The organism is Micromonospora sp. WMMC241, assembly GCF_027460165.1.
Classification (GTDB): domain Bacteria; phylum Actinomycetota; class Actinomycetes; order Mycobacteriales; family Micromonosporaceae; genus Micromonospora; species Micromonospora humi.
On the sequence record NZ_JAPZBF010000001.1, the window covers coordinates 5,212,987 to 5,229,801 of the forward strand.

Annotated in this window: 15 protein-coding genes and 2 tRNA genes; 7 read left to right on the top strand and 10 right to left on the bottom strand. The window is 72.6% G+C overall.

What is annotated here, in order from left to right:
* Positions 1-9: 9 nt before the first annotated feature.
* The 3 genes from O7598_RS23510 to O7598_RS23520 form a co-directional block, all read right to left on the bottom strand.
* A complete protein-coding gene (locus tag O7598_RS23510; protein ID WP_269693453.1) occupies positions 10-627 on the bottom strand; it encodes a rhomboid family intramembrane serine protease in 618 nt (205 codons plus the stop codon).
* 25 nt (positions 628-652) lie between these two features.
* Positions 653-3,352 (bottom strand): RICIN domain-containing protein, encoded by a 2,700-nt coding sequence (locus O7598_RS23515; RefSeq protein WP_269693454.1) that lies wholly within the window; start codon positions 3,350-3,352, stop codon positions 653-655.
* Positions 3,353-3,606: 254 nt separating this feature from the next.
* Positions 3,607-3,682, bottom strand: a tRNA-Lys gene (locus O7598_RS23520).
* Between the two features lie 187 nt (positions 3,683-3,869).
* Here O7598_RS23520 and O7598_RS23525 point away from each other — a divergent pair.
* Both O7598_RS23525 and O7598_RS23530 read left to right on the top strand, forming a co-directional pair.
* Positions 3,870-5,141 (top strand): L,D-transpeptidase, encoded by a 1,272-nt coding sequence (locus O7598_RS23525; RefSeq protein WP_269693455.1) that lies wholly within the window; start codon positions 3,870-3,872, stop codon positions 5,139-5,141.
* Positions 5,142-5,331: 190 nt separating this feature from the next.
* Complete coding sequence (locus tag O7598_RS23530; protein WP_269693456.1) at positions 5,332-6,630, top strand: L,D-transpeptidase; 1,299 nt, start codon at positions 5,332-5,334, stop codon at positions 6,628-6,630.
* A gap of 50 nt (positions 6,631-6,680) precedes the next feature.
* Here the strand turns inward: O7598_RS23530 and O7598_RS23535 are convergent.
* A tRNA-His gene (locus O7598_RS23535) sits at positions 6,681-6,756 on the bottom strand.
* Between the two features lie 89 nt (positions 6,757-6,845).
* Positions 6,846-7,436: an oligoribonuclease gene (orn, locus tag O7598_RS23540; protein ID WP_091063613.1), complete on the bottom strand. Its 591-nt coding sequence runs from the start codon at positions 7,434-7,436 to the stop codon at positions 6,846-6,848.
* A 73-nt stretch (positions 7,437-7,509) separates the two neighbouring features.
* On the opposite strand from orn, the gene O7598_RS23545 reads away from it, so the two are divergent.
* Positions 7,510-8,793, top strand: coding sequence for a glycosyltransferase 87 family protein (locus tag O7598_RS23545; RefSeq protein WP_269693457.1), 1,284 nt, complete (start codon positions 7,510-7,512; stop codon positions 8,791-8,793).
* 103 nt (positions 8,794-8,896) lie between these two features.
* Here O7598_RS23545 and O7598_RS23550 read toward each other — a convergent pair whose 3' ends face one another.
* The 3 genes from O7598_RS23550 to O7598_RS23560 all read right to left on the bottom strand — a co-directional run bounded on the left by O7598_RS23550 (position 8,897) and on the right by O7598_RS23560 (position 11,905).
* Entirely contained in the window at positions 8,897-9,349 is a 453-nt protein-coding gene (locus O7598_RS23550) for a hypothetical protein (RefSeq protein ID WP_269693458.1), read from the bottom strand.
* Positions 9,350-9,488: 139 nt separating this feature from the next.
* Positions 9,489-10,220 carry a YcnI family copper-binding membrane protein gene (locus O7598_RS23555; RefSeq protein ID WP_269693459.1) on the bottom strand — a complete coding sequence of 244 codons (732 nt, stop codon included), beginning with the start codon at positions 10,218-10,220 and terminating at the stop codon, positions 9,489-9,491.
* A 17-nt stretch (positions 10,221-10,237) separates the two neighbouring features.
* Complete coding sequence (locus tag O7598_RS23560) at positions 10,238-11,905, bottom strand: copper resistance CopC/CopD family protein (protein WP_442929889.1); 1,668 nt, start codon at positions 11,903-11,905, stop codon at positions 10,238-10,240.
* 221 nt (positions 11,906-12,126) lie between these two features.
* Here O7598_RS23560 and O7598_RS23565 point away from each other — a divergent pair, with 221 nt between their 5' ends.
* Genes O7598_RS23565 through O7598_RS23580 form a run of 4 tightly spaced genes read left to right on the top strand, consistent with a single transcriptional unit; the run spans position 12,127 to position 15,058 of the window.
* On the top strand, positions 12,127-12,714 hold the full coding sequence (locus O7598_RS23565) for a sigma-70 family RNA polymerase sigma factor (RefSeq protein WP_269693461.1): 588 nt from the start codon (positions 12,127-12,129) through the stop codon (positions 12,712-12,714).
* Positions 12,715-12,745: 31 nt separating this feature from the next.
* Positions 12,746-13,270: a MauE/DoxX family redox-associated membrane protein gene (locus O7598_RS23570; protein ID WP_269693462.1), complete on the top strand. Its 525-nt coding sequence runs from the start codon at positions 12,746-12,748 to the stop codon at positions 13,268-13,270.
* Positions 13,257-13,973, top strand: a complete 717-nt coding sequence (locus O7598_RS23575) for a DsbA family protein (RefSeq protein ID WP_269693463.1) — start codon at positions 13,257-13,259, stop codon at positions 13,971-13,973. The genes O7598_RS23570 and O7598_RS23575 overlap by 14 nt, the downstream gene beginning before the upstream one ends.
* The gene (locus O7598_RS23580) at positions 13,970-15,058 is read left to right on the top strand and encodes a hypothetical protein (protein WP_269693464.1); all 1,089 of its coding nucleotides are present in this window, start codon (positions 13,970-13,972) and stop codon (positions 15,056-15,058) included. The genes O7598_RS23575 and O7598_RS23580 overlap by 4 nt, the downstream gene beginning before the upstream one ends.
* Before the next feature lie 213 nt (positions 15,059-15,271).
* Here O7598_RS23580 and O7598_RS23585 read toward each other — a convergent pair whose 3' ends face one another.
* Together O7598_RS23585 and cbiQ are read right to left on the bottom strand one after the other, a co-directional pair.
* Positions 15,272-16,039 (bottom strand): energy-coupling factor ABC transporter ATP-binding protein, encoded by a 768-nt coding sequence (locus O7598_RS23585; RefSeq protein WP_269693465.1) that lies wholly within the window; start codon positions 16,037-16,039, stop codon positions 15,272-15,274.
* Complete coding sequence (cbiQ, locus tag O7598_RS23590) at positions 16,036-16,806, bottom strand: cobalt ECF transporter T component CbiQ (protein ID WP_269693466.1); 771 nt, start codon at positions 16,804-16,806, stop codon at positions 16,036-16,038. Before cbiQ ends, O7598_RS23585 begins: the two co-directional genes overlap by 4 nt.
* Between the last annotated feature and the right edge of the window lie 9 nt (positions 16,807-16,815).

Sequence of the window (16,815 nt, forward strand, 5' to 3'; positions counted from 1 at the left end):
GTGCGCCCGTCACCGGCGGCTCCTCCGGTCCAGCGCCAGGAGGGCGGCCGCCACGGCGGCACCGACGACCGCCGCGCCGCCGTGGATGTCGCCCGCCACCAGCAGCGCCACCCCGACGAGCAGACTCGCCGCCCCGAACAGCCGACTCACCCGGTCGCCGGATCGCAGCGCCACGGCGGCGACCGACGCGGCCAGGCCGAACACCGCGACGGAGTTCCCGGCGCCGACGGGTTGCACCACGAGCCCCCACAGCTGCGCGAGCACGCCGGAGGCGAGCGCGACCACCGCCCAGCGCCGCGCGCCCCAGACCCGCTCGGCGACCACCCCCACCACGGCGAGGGCGGCCAGGTTGAAGACCGAGCCGGCCACACCACCGTCCTGCACGACGAGCGACGTCACCAGCCGCCAGACCTGACCGTCGCCGATCGCGGCCCGGTCGCGTCCGAGTTGCCCCAGCAACGCCGGCACGACGGTGAGCTGGAGCAGCGTCGGCACGCCGACCACGACCAGCGCCGTGACGGTCGCGACCGGGACGCGCCGCCGATCGTCCGGGCCCGGCCCGGCGACGAGCCCCAGGCCGGCCCGGACGGCGGTGGCGAGCAGCACGAGGTACGCGAGGGCGGTCATCCCGCCATCCTGACCCGCCGTGGGGTCAGCCGCGCAGGGTCCACCTCTGGTTGGCGCCACCGTTGCAGGTCCAGAGGATGATCTTCGTGCCGTTGGCGCTGGCAGCGCCGTTGGCATCGAGACAGAGTCCGGACTGGACGTTCGTGACGGTGCCGTTGGTGTTGATGTTCCACTGCTGGTTGAGCCCGCCGTGGCAGTCCCAGATGATGACCGCGGTCCCGTTGGCCGTGCCGCCGCCGGACGCGTCCAGGCACTTGTTGCCGTACACGGTCAGTTGCCTGCCGCTGGTGGAGGTCCAACGCTGGTTGGTGCCGCCGCCGCAGTCCCAGAGCTGCACCTGGGTGCCGTTGGTGGTCGACGAGTTGGGCACCTCGACGCAGCGGCCGGACTGGCCGCCCACGAGCTGCCCGCCCGACGGGGTGCCGCCGCCGCTCTGCTGCCGGACGATCGAGGTCGACTCCGCCGAGCGGTTGCCCTGGGCGTCGACGACGTAGAGGCGGTACTCCCCCTGCGTGGTCGGCACGGCGATGGAGGTGGCGTCGCCGGCCGCCCTGGTCATCGTCGGGCCGGCGGTGAAGGTGGTCGTGCCGGCGGGCGCCAGCCAGACCGTCCTGGTCGCGTCACCGGTGCTGCGGATCGGGATCGACGCCGTCGTGCCGGTGACGAACGTGCTCGCCGGCAGGACGTAGTCCGGTGCGGAGAAGGTGCCCGTCGGGAGGACGTCCCGGTAGGCGTCCTCCAGACCGGAGTTCACCGCGATGCCGTACGCCGCCGCCGGCCAGACGTAGTCGGAGGAGACGATGATGTCGCCGACCGTGCTGTTCGGCAGGTTCTTGTTCGAGACCTTGTTGATCGGGCCGTAGGTCTGCGTGATGCTCAGGTCGTGCTTCCGGCCGAAGTCGTCGGAATTGATCATCCAGGTGACGTTCTTGTCGATGCTCAGGACGTTGTCCCGGAACGTGATGAACGCCGAGCCCTCGTCCGGGTGCAGCCCGTACTTGTGGCCGGCGGGCACGCCCTGGAGATAGTTGTCGGTGATCCTGGTGCCGGGCTGGCTGCCCAGCGTGTAGATGGGCGCGGTGTCGCTGAGACGCTGCACCGTGTCGATGATGTGGTTGTGGCTGATGGTGTTGTTCCGCGCCGTCGTGGTCGGTCGGTTCGGCGCGATCGAGCCCGACGACCCGTCGAAGTTCCACCAGCCCCAGCCGAGGGTGATGCCGGACCACGGCGCCTTCTCGATCCGGTTGTGCGCGATGGTGAGGGTGTCGGCGAAGTAGGCCGAGATGGGGCTGTGCCCGTTGAACAGGACCGCGCTGTCGTACAGGTAGTTGTTCCTGATGTCGATGTTCTTCGGTAGGCCCTCGACCTGCGGGGAGTACTTCTCCCGGTTGGTCGGGGTGCCGTCTCCGATGTAGACGTGCTGGGGGTGGCCCACGGTGACGGCGGACCCGGCGATGTCGTTGGTGTGGTTGCCGATCAACTGACTGCCCTGCACGTCGTTGACCATGTTGATCCCGTCGGCGCCGGTGTGCTGGATCCGGTTGCGTTGCAGCAGGATCCCGTCGGCGTTCTGCACCTGGACGATGCCGGGGGTGACGTCCACGTTGCGGTAGTAGTAGACGTGGAAGTTGCCCTTCGCGTACACCTGGGCGCCGAGGTTGCCCTGCTGGGCCTGCTTGAAGGACGAGCCGGCGACGGTGAACAGGTTCCAGTCGGAGTGCTGCACCGTCAGGCCGGAGAACGTGATGTTGCGCGCGTGGCTGCCGGTCGAGGTGCCGGCGACCCGCAGCAGCGTGGTCACGTTGTTCGGCGCGTAGACCGTGGCGGTCGACATGTTCTCGGTGCTGGCCTTGTAGTAGTACAAGGTCCGGCTGCCCTTGTCGAAGTAGAACTCACCGGGGGTGTCCAGGAACTCGTACGCGTTCATGAGCTTGTGGACGCCGCCCACCTGGGCGTTGCCGTTGAAGGCGCCCTGGGCGATGGCCGCACCCGGCTGCTGGAAGAGGGCGACCCGGCTCCCGCCGTCGGAGGTGGTCGTCACCTGGCGGACGCCGACGATGGCCGTGGTCCAGGTCGTACCCGTCTCGATCTCGATGTCGTCCTGGTTGCGGGCGATGGCGGGGAAGTCGGCCAGCCCGTACCGGGCGCCGTCGCACTGCGAACCTGATTCCCACGCCCAGTCGGCCTGGCCGGCAGTGACGGTGTACGTCCCCTGGCATCCCTGCGAGTTGACCGTCTTCGAGGCCATGAACGCACGCTTGTCGTTGACGTAGAGCGCCCGCAGTTTGTTGGCCCGGTCGAGTGGCGCCTTCCAGATGTTGCCGCTGTGCGGGGTCCACCCGGTCACCTGGACACCACCGTCGAGGACCGGCCTCTCACCGGGGTAGGCGGCGTAGACGACCCGGAACCCGTTCGTGCCGGAGTCGCCCGGGCCGAACTCGATCGTGCTGCCGACCGGGTAGGTCCCGCCGCGCAGGAAGACGTTGATGTCACCGGTCATGCCCGCGTTGACGGTACGGACGACGTCCCGCGCGCGTTGCAGGGTCCGGAACGGGGACTGGATCGTTCCCGGATTGGCATCGTCGCCGCCGGGGGCGACGTAAAAGGTCTGCTGAACCGCGGCCGAGGCCGGCGTCTGGTTCGTCAGCACCGCCGGCAGCACGGCGGCGACGAGCGCCGCGACCGCCAGCAACGCCAGGCGGGCGCTGGACACGATTGATGACATGCGCTGTTCCTCTCGCTTGCCCTCGACATGGGTCACGCACGTATCGAGCGGCGAGCACGGAAACAGCGACGTCACCAGTGGCTCGTGGGGACCCCTGTCGCCCACACGCCTTGCCGATCGCTACGAATGCCCTGCCGGCAGCGTAGGTCAGACATGTGATGAATGCAACCATAGACGTCTGACGATTTAACGGCGCCACGGAACACGAAAAAGGCCCCGATCGGCACGGGGTGCCGAATCAGGGCCTTGCTCGTTGGTGCGCCGCCAGGGACTCGAACCCCGAACCCGCGGATTAAGAGTCCGCTGCTCTGCCAGTTGAGCTAGCGGCGCTCGCTGACAACGGGAAGAACCTTAGCATGCCCGCTGAGGCGGGTTCCAATCCGATACCGGGCTCCCCCCTTCGGTCGAGCTTAAGCGACAAAAACATCTAAATCACCCGGCCGCGCCGATCCGGGGCACGGCACCATGGCGTCGATGGGGCACGATGTCCGCCAGGCACGCTACGACAGGGGTGGGCATGGGCAGGTTCGCGCGGGCCGGGGCGATGGTGGGCGTCCTGGTCCTCACGGCGTCGCTGGCACTGACCGGGTGCGGCGGCGACGAGGAGAAGCCGGCCTTCGTGCCCGGCCAGCAGGAGGTCGGTGGCATCTCGTCCACCGCGCCGGATCCGAGCGTCTCGCCGAGCGAGGCGGCTCCGGCCGCGGCGCCGCTGGCGGTGACCCCGGCCGACGGCGCGACCGGCCGGCCGGCGAGCACCGAGATCAGCGCGCGGGTCCCGGGCGGTGGCACGGTGTCGAAGGTGGTGCTCACCACCGCCGCCGGCACCGCCGTCAACGGGCGGATGCGGCGCGACGGCACCGGCTGGGTGCCCTCGGCACCGTTGAAGTACGGCACGAAGTACACCGCCACGGTCACCGGGACCGGCAAGGACGGCGCCACCCACCAGGGCACCAGCACCTTCACCACGATGGCCAAGCCGAAGTCGATGATCGGCTCCGGGCTCTACCTGTTCAGCGGCAAGACGTACGGCGTGGCCATGCCCGTGGTCGCCGAGTTCTCGCCCGGGATCCCGAAGAAGGACCGGGCCGCGGTGCAGAAGCGGATGTTCGTGCAGACCGACCCGCCGCAGCCCGGCGCGTGGCACTGGCTCTACAACGGCACCCAGGCCTACTACCGCGCCCCGGAGTACTGGAAGACGGGCACCACGATCACGGTCCGGCTGGCGCTGGCCGGGATCCCGCTGAGCAACGGCCGCTACGGCAACGTGGACCGGAGCGCCACCGCGAAGATCGGCCGGGCGTTCGAGATGACCGTGGACAACGCGACCAAGCGGATGACCGTCTCGGAGAACGGCGCGGTGATCCGCACCCTTCCGGTGAGCCTCGGCAAGAAGAGCACCCCCTCCTCCAGCGGCACCATGGTGGTGATGGAGAAGAAGGAGTCCACGGTCTTCGACACCCGCGACGAGCCGGACCCGGACAACCAGTACGTGACGAAGATCGACTTCGCCCAGCGGATCACCTGGGGCGGCGAGTACATCCACGCGGCCCCCTGGTCGGAGGGCGTGCAGGGGCGCCGCAACGTTTCGCACGGCTGCGTCAACGTGTCGATGGCCGAGGGGCGGTGGCTGTTCGGCAGGACGCTGGTCGGCGACCCGATCACGGTGAAGGGCACCGAGCGGCGCCTGGTGCCGGGCAACGGCTGGACGGCGTGGAGCATGAACTGGTCGGAGTTCGTCGCCGGCAGCGCCCTGCCGGTGCCGAAGGGCGGGCAGGGCTCGCCGTTCTGATCGGCGTAACGTGGTCGGACGCGCTTCTCCCGGCAGCCGCCGGGACTCGTCCCCACGACCAAGCGCCGGACGACAACAGAATCGTTACATCGTCACCGGGGTGTTCCGCTTCACTCCCGGCAACGGGTTGCCGGTCCGGTGCGTCTCACCAGAGACGAGGGGGACCGGGCATCACACTTGTGAGGGAATCATGCGAGCTGGCCACGACGAACTGATCCGGGGCGGGAGCGCCCGCCGCGGCGGGCGCCGTGCTCTCGCCGCCGCGGTGCTCGCCGCCGCCATGGCTCTGACGTCCGCCTGCACCGGCGGTGGCGGCGACGACAAGCCGTCGAGCTGGCAGGGCGGCGACGACGGCGGCGAGAAGGCCCCGAAGGCGGCGGCCACCATCAGCGAGCCGGCCGCCGACGCCAAGGACGTGCCGGCGACCACCGCCATCACCTTCACCACGACCGAGGCGCAGCAGACCGCCGTCGAGCTGAAGGACTCCACCGGCAAGGCCGTCGAGGGCACGCTGGCCGCCGACGGGAAGAGCTGGCAGCCGGCCGGCGCGCTGTCCTACGCCCAGACCTACACCGCGACCGTGACCGCCACCGGCGACGACGGCAAGCCGGCCACCGCCACCAGCACGTTCACCACCATGGCGAAGCCGGCCAAGCAGGTGCGGGTGACCAGCTTCCTCGGCGACAACCAGGTCGTCGGCGTGGGCATGCCGTTGATCGTGAAGTTCGGCCGCCCCATCCCGCCGGACTACCGCGACGACATGCAGCGCCGGATGACGGTGACCGCCACGCCGGCCCAGGAGGGCATCTGGCGCTGGATCAGCCCCACCGAGGTGCACTACCGGCCGAAGACGTTCTGGAAGGCCAACAGCACCGTCTCCTACAAGGTGCAGGCGGCCGGGCTGCCCCTCGGCGACGGCTGGTACGGCCGCTCCGACCTGACCGTCGACGTCAAGATCGGCCCGTCGTTCGTGATGACCGTGGACAACCGCACCAAGCGGATGACGGTCACCAAGGACGGCAAGACGGTCAAGACGATCCTGGTGAGCCTCGGCAAGAAGAGCACCCCCTCGTCCAGCGGCACCATGGTGGTGATCGAGAAGCTCCGGCACACCGTCTTCGACACCATGGAGGAGCTGGGCCCGGAGGAGGGCTACCGCACCGAGATCGACTATGCCCAGCGGCTCACCTGGGGCGGCGAGTTCATCCACGCGGCGCCCTGGTCCGAGGGCGTGCAGGGCCGCTCGAACGTGTCGCACGGCTGCGTCAACGTCTCGATGAAGGACGGCAACTGGCTGTTCGCCAACACCCGCCTGGGCGACCCGATCACGGTCAAGGGCACCGAGCGCAAGCTGCAGAACGGCAACGGCTGGACCGACTGGAACATGAGCTGGGACGAGTACGTCAAGGGCAGCGCCCTGCCGTACGAGCCGCCGTCCGAGGCGACCAGCCCGGCGGACGGGACGCCCAGCCCCGAGCCGACCGCCTGATCGACCCCGCACACGACGAAGCCCCCTCCCGGAGGAGGGGGCTTCGTCGTTGGGGTGACTGATGGGAATTGAACCCACGACAACCGGGACCACAACCCGGTGCTCTGCCAACTGAGCTACAGCCACCATGCTCGCCGCTCCGGTCGCCCGGGCGGTGCGCGGACCAATAATAGCCCCACCCCGACCGACCCCGTCCACCGGGTTCCGGCCGGGCGTCAGAGCTGCGCGGCGATGCCCTTCGCGGTCTCCACGTCCGGCCCGGGCAGCGGCACGAACAGCGTCCGCCGGTAGTACTCCAGCTCCCGGATGCTCTCCCGGATGTCGGCCAGCGCCCGGTGGGCCAGGCCCTTCTGCGGCTGGCCGAAGTACACCCGCGGGTACCAGCGCCGGCACAGTTCCTTGATCGAGGAGACGTCGATCATCCGGTAGTGCAGGTGGGCGTCGAGCCGGGTCATGTCGCGGGCCAGGAAGCCCCGGTCGGTGGCGATGGAGTTGCCGCACAGCGGCGCGGTGCGTGGATCCTTCACGTGGCTGGTGACGTAGTCGAGCACCATGTCCTCGGCCTCGGCCAGGGTGACCGTGGAGCGGCGTACCTCCTCGGTCAGGCCGGACTTGGCGTGCATGGTGCGCACGATCTCCGGCATGCCGTCCAGCGCCGCGTCGTCGGCGTGGATCACCACGTCCACGCCGTCCCCGAGCACGTTCAGGTCGGGGTCGGTGACGAGCGCGGCGACCTCGATCAGGGCGTCCCGACGCAGGTCCAGCCCGGTCATCTCACAATCGATCCAGACGAGAAGATCAGCCACCGGGACAGACTACGCGCAGCCGACGCGCCCGCGCCTCGGCACGGTCGGGCAGGTGGACCGCTAGGGTTTCCCCGTGCCAGCCGAACCCGTCGCCCCACCCGCCGTCGCCCAGGACGACGCGGGCGGGCGTACGGCCCGGCGGGTGGTCACGGTGCTGGCGCTGGCCGCCCTGCTGCCGGCGCTCTACCTGCCCGCGCTGCGGCACGACTACTACGACCTGAAGATCTACATGCGGGCGATGGACTGGTGGGCGGCCGGTCACCCGCTCTACGACTACGTCCAACCGGACCGGGTGCAGGGCGCGCTCTACTTCACCTATCCCCCGTTCGCGGCGCTGCTGCTGCGGCCGTTCGCGCTGCTGCCCCTCGGGGTCGCCATCGCCGCCTTCGTGGTGCTGACGCTGGCCGGCGTGGTGGTGACCACCCGGTGGCTGGTGCTGCCGGTGCTGCGGCGGCACCACCTGCCGCGCGGGTTCGGGCTGACCGTGGCCGTGCTGCTGGTGCTGGCGGTGGAGAGCACCCGCGAGACGATCACGCTGGGCCAGATCAACATGCTGCTGGTGGTGCTGATCCTGGCCGACCTGCTGTTCGCCGTACCCCAGGGGCGAAGGTGGGCCGGCGTGGGCGTGGGGTTGGCCGCGGCGCTCAAGCTCTTCCCCGGCATCTTCCTGCTGTATCTGCTGGCCGCCCGGCGCTGGCGGGCGGCGGCCGTGGCGGCGGCGACCGCGGCGGTGGCCACGCTGCTGGCGGCGGCGGTCGCGCCGGACGACTCGTGGCGGTTCTGGACCCACGAGCTGTGGACCACCGACCGGGTGGGCCGCACCGACTACACCGGCAACCAGTCGCTGTTCGGCCTGCTCAGCCGGATGACCGCACCCAACGAGCCGGGCCGGCTGCCGTGGTTGCTGCTGGCGGTGGCGATCGCCGGTCTCGGGCTGTGGCGGGCGGCCCGCGCGGCGCGGGCCGGGGACGCGCTGGTCGGCCTCACGCTGACCGGCCTGGTGGGCGGCCTGATCTCGCCGATCACCTGGACGCACCACCTCTACTGGTTCATCCCGGCGGTGGTGGTGCTGGTGGACGCGGCGCTGGACGCCGACCGGGCGACAGTGACCGGCGTCCGGCGGCGCCGCGGCCTGCTCGCGCTGGCCGCGGGCACGGGCGTGGTGATCGTGTACGGGGTGGTGACGTTCCAGGACTGGGGCACCGGCACGGTGCACACCGACGATCCGGTCGACTTCGTCGTCCGCAACGCCTATGTGCTGCTCAGCCTGCTGCTGCTGGTCCTGCTGCCGATCCGCCACCGGTCCCCGGCGTTCGTTAAACGGACAGATCTCGCGAACGATGCCGTTAGGCGTTAATCTGGTCTCAACTACCTCAGTTCTCTCCTAGGTAGCACCGAATAACCCCCGGTGATGACGGCCCTCCGCGTCGGCAGCGCGGAGGGCCGTCAGCCGTCGTCGGTCACTCGCCGGCCGGGCGGCGGCTCGGCGCCGGCGCGATGGCCGGGCGGGTCCGGACGCCGGGCGACGAACCGACGGCGACCAGTTGCCGTGCCGGCCGGGACGCCGGGCCCGGCTGCCGGCCCAGCTCGCTCAGCGAGCTGATCCCGAGCCGCCCGGCCAGCACCGGCACCTGGTCCGGCTCGACCACGAAGACCACCTCGCGCGGCCGGTGCGGGCGCAGCAGCAGCACCGCGGCGAACATCACCAGCAGCGCCACGCCGGCCAGCAGCGCCCCCGCCGCGCCGGTGGACCAGCCGCCCCGCAGCGTGAGGTCCAGCCCGCCGACGCGGGCGGCGAAGCCGCCGGCCGGATCGGCGGGCCCGGCGGCGAAGCAGAGACCGGCACCCGCCAGCAGCGCCGGAACCCCCACGGCCAGCAGCAGCATGCCGGTGATCGCGCGTACGAAACGCATTCGGGTCGTCCCTCTCGGTAGCCAACTACCCGGCCGACCTTACCGACGCCGGTCGGCCCGTCGCCGGATATCCACGGCACCCGGTCCCGGAACGAACACCGGCCCGGCGGAAGATCCGCCGGGCCGGTGACGGGGGCGCTCAGGACTTCGCGACGGGCTCCCGCCGGGTACGCGCGAACGCCAGCCCGCCGAGCGCCAGGCCGGCGAGGCCGGCGACCAGACCCGCCACCCCGAACGCGGTGGCGGCACCGGAATCGGCGTCGTCATCGTCGTCGTCGGCCGCGGCCACCGCCTCGGCCGGGGCGCTGGCACCCGGCGACGCGGCCTTGGCTGCCAGCTTGAGCACCGGGGCCGGGTTCTCCGGCTCCTCCGCACCCGGCGTGGGCTCCTCGATCCAGCGGGAGACGTTGCCGTCGGAGTAGGTCTGCAACACCTTGAACACCATGGTGTCCACCTGCGGCAGCGGGCCCATCGACACCGGGAACTCCTGGAACTCGCCCGGCTTCACCCCGCCGTTCGGGGGCGCGGTGAAGGTGAGCTTGGAGACCGCCTCGGTGAGCTGGCTGCCGTGCACCTCGATCGGCGGGTCGACCTTGCGCTTCTCCACCGCCACCGTCCAGCCCGGCACCGGCATGGTGGAGACCGAACCGACCGGGGCGTTCTCCGGCAGGTTCACCTCGACCTTGACGGTCGACGCCGTGTCGCTCTCGTTCGGCACCCGGAGCGCGAACCGGCCGTAGCCGCCCTGCGTACCCTCCTGCGGGTTGATCGTGACGTGCGCCGAGGCCGAACCGGCCAGGCCGAGCACGGTCGCGGCGACGGCGGCGAGGGTGAGCGCGGCGGCGGTCGCGGGACGCCGGAGACGGATCATCAGATGGGACCTTCCATTTACTTGATCGGCACGGTGGCGGTCACCGTCGCCTGGTCGATGTCGGACGTGCGGACGGTGAAGCGGAGCTGCCAGTCCCCCCGGGCCGGCAGGTTGACCTCGCCGGTCGCGTGGTTGTCGCTCAACGGCAGCAGCGGCACCGTGATCGGTTCGATCCCGGCCGACGGCAGCGCCGCGGTGACCTTCCACTCCTGCACCGGCTGCGGCCGGTTGTCTGTGGTGTAGGCGTAGAGGTGCAGCGAGTTGTTGCCGGTCTCGGCCGGGTCCAGCTCGACCTGGAGCGAGTAGATCGGGCTGCTCAGCGTGGTGGAGAAGTAGCCGGTCGGCGCACCGGCCACGTCGGCGGCGGCGGTGCGCGCCGGGGTGGTCTGCACCAGCGTCGCGGACAGGCCCAGCACCACCGCGGTGATCGCCAGCTCGGCCACCACGGCCCGCCGCATCGCGCCCGGCCGCCCGGCGGCGACGCGCCGCCGCACCAGCGCCCGGGAGTACGCGGCGACGCCGATCACCAGTGCGAACAGCACGATCTTGGCAAGCAGCAGCCGCCCGTACGTGGTGTCGACGAGCGCCTTCGGGCTGGCCACCTCGATCAGGCCCTGCACGGTGCCGGCGAGCAGCAGCGCGGCCACCGACAGCGCGGCCCAGCGGGACCAGATCGGCAGGATCGCGTCCAGCTCCCGCTCGTCGGCCCGGGGCAGCAGGAACGCCGCCAGCATCACCAGCCCGCCCAGCCAGACCGCCATCCCGCCCAGGTGGATGGCGTCCACCACCACGGAGACCGCCGGCGCCGGCGACGCGGCCGGGTGGCCGGCGAGCGGCCAGGTGAACAGCGCCGCCCCGCCCAGGACGGCCAGGATGATCGCGTCGGTGCGACCGATCGGCCCGGCGAGCAGCGGGCGGAGCAGGAACGCCGCCGCCGCGAGCAGGCCCAGCCGGACCAGGTGGGTGGTGCCGTAGCTGCTGCCCAGCACGTCGCCCAGGCCGGCCCCGGTCACGTCGAACAGGCCACCACCGTTGGTGTAGGGCACCTGGAGCCACAGCTCGGCGAGCGTGGCGGCCACCAGCACGCCCAGCCCGGCCCAGACCAGCCGCCCCGGCCCTCGCCGCGACAGCCGGCGCGGCCAGAGCGCGGCCAGCACCAGCGCCGGGCCGACCAGCAGCAGCAACCCGACGTAGCCGGCGTACTTCGTCACCTTCACCGCGTTCTCGGTCACCGGGTTCGCCCGGTTGTCCGAGCCGCTGTCGGTCGGCGGCTCGGACGGCGCGCCCACCGAGTAGGTGAAGGCGCCGGAGACGGGGTGACTGTCCGCCGAGATGACCCGGTAGCTCACCAGGTAGGTGCCGCGCCCGGCGGAGGGGTCCACCGGGATGGTGACCTCCCCGCCCTGGAACGTCGGCTCGCCCCGGTCGGCCCGGGAACCGTCGGGGGCGATCACCCGCACCTTGTCCGGCACCTTGCGGACGCCCTCGCTGAAGGTGATCACCACCTGGGCGGGCGCCTCGGGCACCACGGCGGAGGCGGCGGGGCTGCTGCTCACCAGCACCGCGTGGGCGCTGGCCGGGGTGGCCGGGGCGAGCAGCAGGGAGACCAGGAGGAGCAGCAGCCCGGCGACGGTCCCGGAGCGGGCGGCGAGGGCCCCGGGCGGGCGGCGTACGGCAGCAGTCATGACCGCCATGGTTCCCGAACCGCGACCCGGGCGGCGAGCCGACCTCCGGCGGGCGCGCCGGGGCGGCCGGTCGGCGCGGCGGCGCGCGCCACCGGAGCCTGGTCGGAGGTCATGAGGGGGTAGTCGGTGAGCGGGTGGGAAAAGTTCCCGGCGTGTGCGGCGCCACGGATTGGGCCGAAGGACCCTGTCCCGCACAGGTACGCCGCGTAACCTCGTCTGACGTGATCCCCGCCCCGCGCGACACCGCCGCCGACCGCCCTCCGGCGGGCCCTGAGGCTGCGCGCGAGACCGCAACCCGCTGGGCGCTCGCCGCCCGGCACGGCGACCCGGCGGCCCAGGCCGCCTTCGTGCGGGCCACCCAGGCCGAGGTCTGGCGCTTCACCGCCGCCCTGGTCGGCCCGGACAGCGCGGACGACCTGACCCAGGAGACCTACCTGCGGGCCTTGCGGGCGCTGCCCGGCTTCGAGGGGCGGTCCTCCGCCCGCACCTGGCTGCTCGGCATCGCCCGGCGCACCTGCGCCGACCATCTGCGCACGGTGGTGCGCCGCCGCCGGCTCGACGAGCGGCTCGCCGCCCAGGCCGTCACCGACCGGCCCCACCCCGATCCGGCCGGCCAGCTCGGCGCCGCCGACCTGGTCCGGCGGCTGCCCGCCGAACGACGCTCCGCGTTCGTGCTCACCCAACTGCTCGGCCTGTCCTACGCCGAGGCGGCCGACGTGGAGGGCGTGCCGGTGGGCACCATCCGCTCCCGGGTCGCCCGGGCCCGCGACGAACTCGTCGACGCCGTCGGCGACACGCTGGCCGGATGAGCGGGAACCATTCGTGAGTGCCGGACGACGAATGACTGTGAACCCCTCCACCCCCGCCGGACGCTGGCCGACGCTACGGCCCTGGCTCGGCGTCGCGGCCCGCCTCGGGCTCGCCGCCGTCTGGCTGATCGCCGGCGGCGCCAAGGTCGGTGACCTGGCCGCCTCCGGCCGGGCCGTGAACGCCTACCAGGTGATGCCGTACGACCTGGCCACGGTGATCGGGGCGGCGCTGCCGTTCGTGGAGCTGGCCCTGGGCCTGCTCCTGCTCGCCGGGCTGGCCACCCGCGTCGGCGCCGGCGTCTCCGCCGCGCTGCTCGTGGTCTTCGTCGCCGGCATCGCCTCGGCCTGGGCCCGCGGCCTGGCCATCGACTGCGGGTGCTTCGGCAGCGGCGGCCAGCTCGGCGCCGGCCAGGCCCCGAGCTATCTCCCGGAGATCCTCCGGGACCTGGGGTTCCTGGCGCTGGCCGGGTTCCTGCTGATCTGGCCCCGCACCCCGTTCTCGGTGGACGGCTGGCTCGCGGGCGACACCGTGGAGGACGACGATGAGCAGTCGTAAGGGGCGCCGGGACGCGGCGAGGGTGGTGCGCGAGCAGATCGCCCGGGAGAAGCGGCGCAAGCGCACCCTCTGGACCACCATCGCCGCGGTGCTCGTGCTGGTCATCGCCGGCGGCATCGGCTGGGCCGTCTACTCCTCGCAGAAGTCGGACGACTTCACCGCACCGCCCGGCGCCAACGACGCCGGCACCGGCATCGTCTCCGGCAGCGGACCGGTCACCGTCGACCTCTACGAGGACTACCTCTGCCCGATCTGCAAGCAGTTCCAGCAGACCAACGGCGCGACGCTGAACCAGCTCGTCGGCGAGGGCAAGGCGAAGCTGGTCTTCCACCCGGTGGCGTTCCTGAACCGCTACTCGACCACGGAATACTCCACCCGCTCCTCGGCCGCCTCCGGCTGCGCCGCCCAGGGCGGCAAGTTCCGCGAGTTCACCGACCAACTCTTCGCCCGGCAGCCGGCCGAGGGCAGCGCCGGGCTCAGCAACGACGAGTTGATCGACATCGGCGCGGGCGTCGGGCTGAACCGCGACGACTTCGCCTCCTGCGTGAACGACGGCACCTACACGTCGTGGACCGCGCACGTGACCGACGAGGCGAGCAAGTCCGGCGTGACCGGCACCCCGACCATCAAGGTCAACGGCACCGAGCTGCAGGACAAGAGCCCGGAGGGGATCAGGGCGGCCGTGGCGGCGGCCGGGAAGTGATCCCCGCCGCGCTGCGCCGGGCCGCGCTGGTGGTCGCCGCCGCGACCACCGCCCTGCTGGCGCTCGCCGCGCCGGCCGCCGCGCACGGCGCGGACGCGCCCGACGGCACCGACTACCGGGGCGCGGTCACCGGCCTCGGCCCGCAGCGGTCCGGGCTGACCGCCCGGATGGTGGAGGCCGGCGCGCGGCTGGAGCTGACCAACCGCACCGGCGTCGACGTCACGGTGCTCGGCTACTCCGGCGAGCCGTACCTGCGGATCGGCCCCGACGGCGTGTTCGAGAACAGCCGCTCCCCCGCCACCTGGCTGAACCGCACGATCGCCGGCGAGGCCCGGCTTCCGGCCGAGGCCGACCCGGCCGCCGCGCCGGCCTGGCGACGGATCGCCGACGGGCCGACCGCCCGCTGGCACGACCAGCGCACGCTCTGGCGCGCGGACGGGCCACCCGCCGCCGTGGCCGCCGACCCCGACCGCGAGCAGCGGGTCCGCGACTGGGTGGTGCCGCTGCGCGTCGGCGACACCCCGACCGAGGTACGCGGCACGCTGGACTGGGTGCCGCCGCCCGACCCGTACCCGTGGTGGGTGGTCGCCACGCTCGGTTTCCTGGTGATCGGCGCGGCCGGGCTGGTGCCCGGCGGGACGGCCGCCGGGGTGCGCGCGCTGCGCGCGGTGGGCGCCCTGCTCGCCGTGGGCGGCGCGGCCGCCGTGGCGCTCACCGTCGGGCGGGCGCTCGACACCGGCGCCCCCGGCGTCGGCGGGCTGCTGGCCGAGCTGGTCACCGGTCAGGTGTGGACGCTGCTGACCGGCCTCGGCGCGCTCGCCGCCGGCGGGTACGCGTTGGCCCGCCGCCCGGCCGCCGACTTCACGCTGGCGCTCGCCGGCGCCTGCCTCACCCTGTTCGCCGGCGTGTCCAACCTCGCCGTCCTGTCCCGCTCGGTGCCCCCCGCCGCCGGCCCACCCACCCTCACCCGGGTCCTGGTCATCGTGGCCCTGGCGACGGGCGCCGGCGCGGTCGCCGCCGGCCTGCTCCGCCTCCGCACCGCCGCCCGCACCGCCCCCCGCCCCTACGCGACCCGCACCCCCTGACCCACCCCGCCCCTGCACGCCCTCGCGGCCCTCGCGGCCCTCGCGGCCCTCGCGGCCCTCACGCCCTCGCGGCCCTCACGCCCTCGCGGCGGCGATCTTGCAGTTACTGCCCCTGGAATGCGGCTTTCGTCCCGTGATGCCGGGGCCGAAAGTGCAAGATCGCCGGAGGTGGGAGGGCGGGGCGAGGACGGGGCCGAGGTGGGAGGGCGGGGGTCAGGGGCGGGGGAGGGGTGGGGCGAAGCCGTAGGGGAGTTCGAGGCGGTGTCTTGCCAGGATCTCCGGGTCGGCGAGCAGGTCGGACGTGGGGGCGTCGGCGACGATCCGGCCGCCGTCCAGGATCACCGCGCGGGGGCACAGCTCGGCCGCGTACGGCAGGTCGTGGGTGACCATGAGCAGCGTCACCGGCAGGCCGCGCAGGATCTCCGCCAGCTCCCGGCGGGCCGCCGGGTCCAGGTTCGACGACGGCTCGTCCAGTACCAGGATCTCCGGACGCATGGCCAGCACGGTGGCCACCGCCACCCGCCGGCGCTGCCCGAACGACAGGTGGTGCGGTGCCCGGTCCCGGTGCTCGGCCATGCCCACCGCGGCGAGCGCCTCGTCGACCCGGGCGGCCAGTTCCGCCCCGCGCAACCCCAGGTTGGCCGGGCCGAACGCGACGTCCTCCGCCACGGTGGGCAGGAAGAGCTGGTCGTCCGGGTCCTGGAAGACGATGCCGACCCGGCGGCGGACCTCGGCGAGCGTGTCCCGGTCGCGGGTCACGGCCAGGCCGCCCACCTCGACCGTCCCCTCGGTCGGGGTGAGGATGCCGTTGAGGTGCAGCACGAGGGTGGTCTTGCCGGCGCCGTTCGGCCCGAGCAACGCCACCCGGTCACCGCGCGGCACGCTCAGGTCCACCCCGTGCAGGGCGACGTGACCGTCCGGATAGGCGTACCGGACGCCACGGACGTCCAGGGAGGGCGGCTGCTGCACGTACCCGATCATTGCAGGACGAGTGCGGCGGCGGCGATGGAGGCCGCGATCACCGGAACCGTCGCGGCGACCGCCCACTGCCCGGCGGTGGCCGCGCCGGCCCCCTGCCACACCGCAGGCATCCGGCCGGTGTAGCCCCGGGAGACCATCGCCAGGTAGACCCGCTCGCCGCGCTCGAACGCGCGCAGGAAGAGCGCGCCGACGCCGGCCGCGAAGCCGCGCAACTGCCAGAGGAAGCGCGGGTCGTCGCCCCGGGACACCCGGGCCACCCGCATCCGCCGGGCCTCGCCGACCAGCACCTCCAGGTAGCGCAGCATGAACGTGGCGATCTGGGTGAGGATCTGCGGGCACCGCAGCCGGTCCAGGCCGAGGATCAGGTCACGCGTCGTCGTGGTCGCCGCCAGCAGGAGCGACGCGAGTACGCCGAGCGTGCCCTTGGCCAGGATGTTGAACGCCCCGTGCAACCCGTCGACGGAGAGGCTCAGCCCGGCCACGTCGACCCGCTCCCCCGCACCGAGGAACGGCAGCGCGAACGCGAACAGCACGAACGGCAGCTCGATCAGCGCCCGGCCGAGCAGCCAGCGCGGGCCCACCCGGGCCAGCGCCGCCACCGCGGCGACCAGCAGCGCGTAGCCGCCGAACGCCCAGTACGCCTCCCGTGGGGTGGCGACCACCGCCACGGTGAACAGCACCATGGCAGTGATCTTCACCTCCGGCGGGAGGCGGTGCACCGGCGAGCCGGACTCGCGGTAGAGCACGTGCCCGTGCCCGGCGCCCATCGTCGCTCT

Bases quoted from the DNA above. Each gene is read 5' to 3' on its own strand.
- O7598_RS23510 (WP_269693453.1), bottom strand. From the start codon at position 627: ATGACCGCCCTCGCGTACCTCGTGCTGCTCGCCACCGCCGTCCGGGCC.
- O7598_RS23515 (WP_269693454.1), bottom strand. From the start codon at position 3,352: ATGTCATCAATCGTGTCCAGCGCCCGCCTGGCGTTGCTGGCGGTCGCG.
- O7598_RS23525 (WP_269693455.1), top strand. From the start codon at position 3,870: ATGGGCAGGTTCGCGCGGGCCGGGGCGATGGTGGGCGTCCTGGTCCTC.
- O7598_RS23530 (WP_269693456.1), top strand. From the start codon at position 5,332: ATGCGAGCTGGCCACGACGAACTGATCCGGGGCGGGAGCGCCCGCCGC.
- O7598_RS23550 (WP_269693458.1), bottom strand. From the start codon at position 9,349: ATGCGTTTCGTACGCGCGATCACCGGCATGCTGCTGCTGGCCGTGGGG.
- O7598_RS23555 (WP_269693459.1), bottom strand. From the start codon at position 10,220: ATGATCCGTCTCCGGCGTCCCGCGACCGCCGCCGCGCTCACCCTCGCC.
- O7598_RS23560 (WP_442929889.1), bottom strand. From the start codon at position 11,905: ATGACTGCTGCCGTACGCCGCCCGCCCGGGGCCCTCGCCGCCCGCTCC.
- O7598_RS23570 (WP_269693462.1), top strand. From the start codon at position 12,746: ATGACTGTGAACCCCTCCACCCCCGCCGGACGCTGGCCGACGCTACGG.
- O7598_RS23575 (WP_269693463.1), top strand. From the start codon at position 13,257: ATGAGCAGTCGTAAGGGGCGCCGGGACGCGGCGAGGGTGGTGCGCGAG.
- O7598_RS23585 (WP_269693465.1), bottom strand. From the start codon at position 16,039: ATGATCGGGTACGTGCAGCAGCCGCCCTCCCTGGACGTCCGTGGCGTC.
- cbiQ (WP_269693466.1), bottom strand. From the start codon at position 16,806: ATGGGCGCCGGGCACGGGCACGTGCTCTACCGCGAGTCCGGCTCGCCG.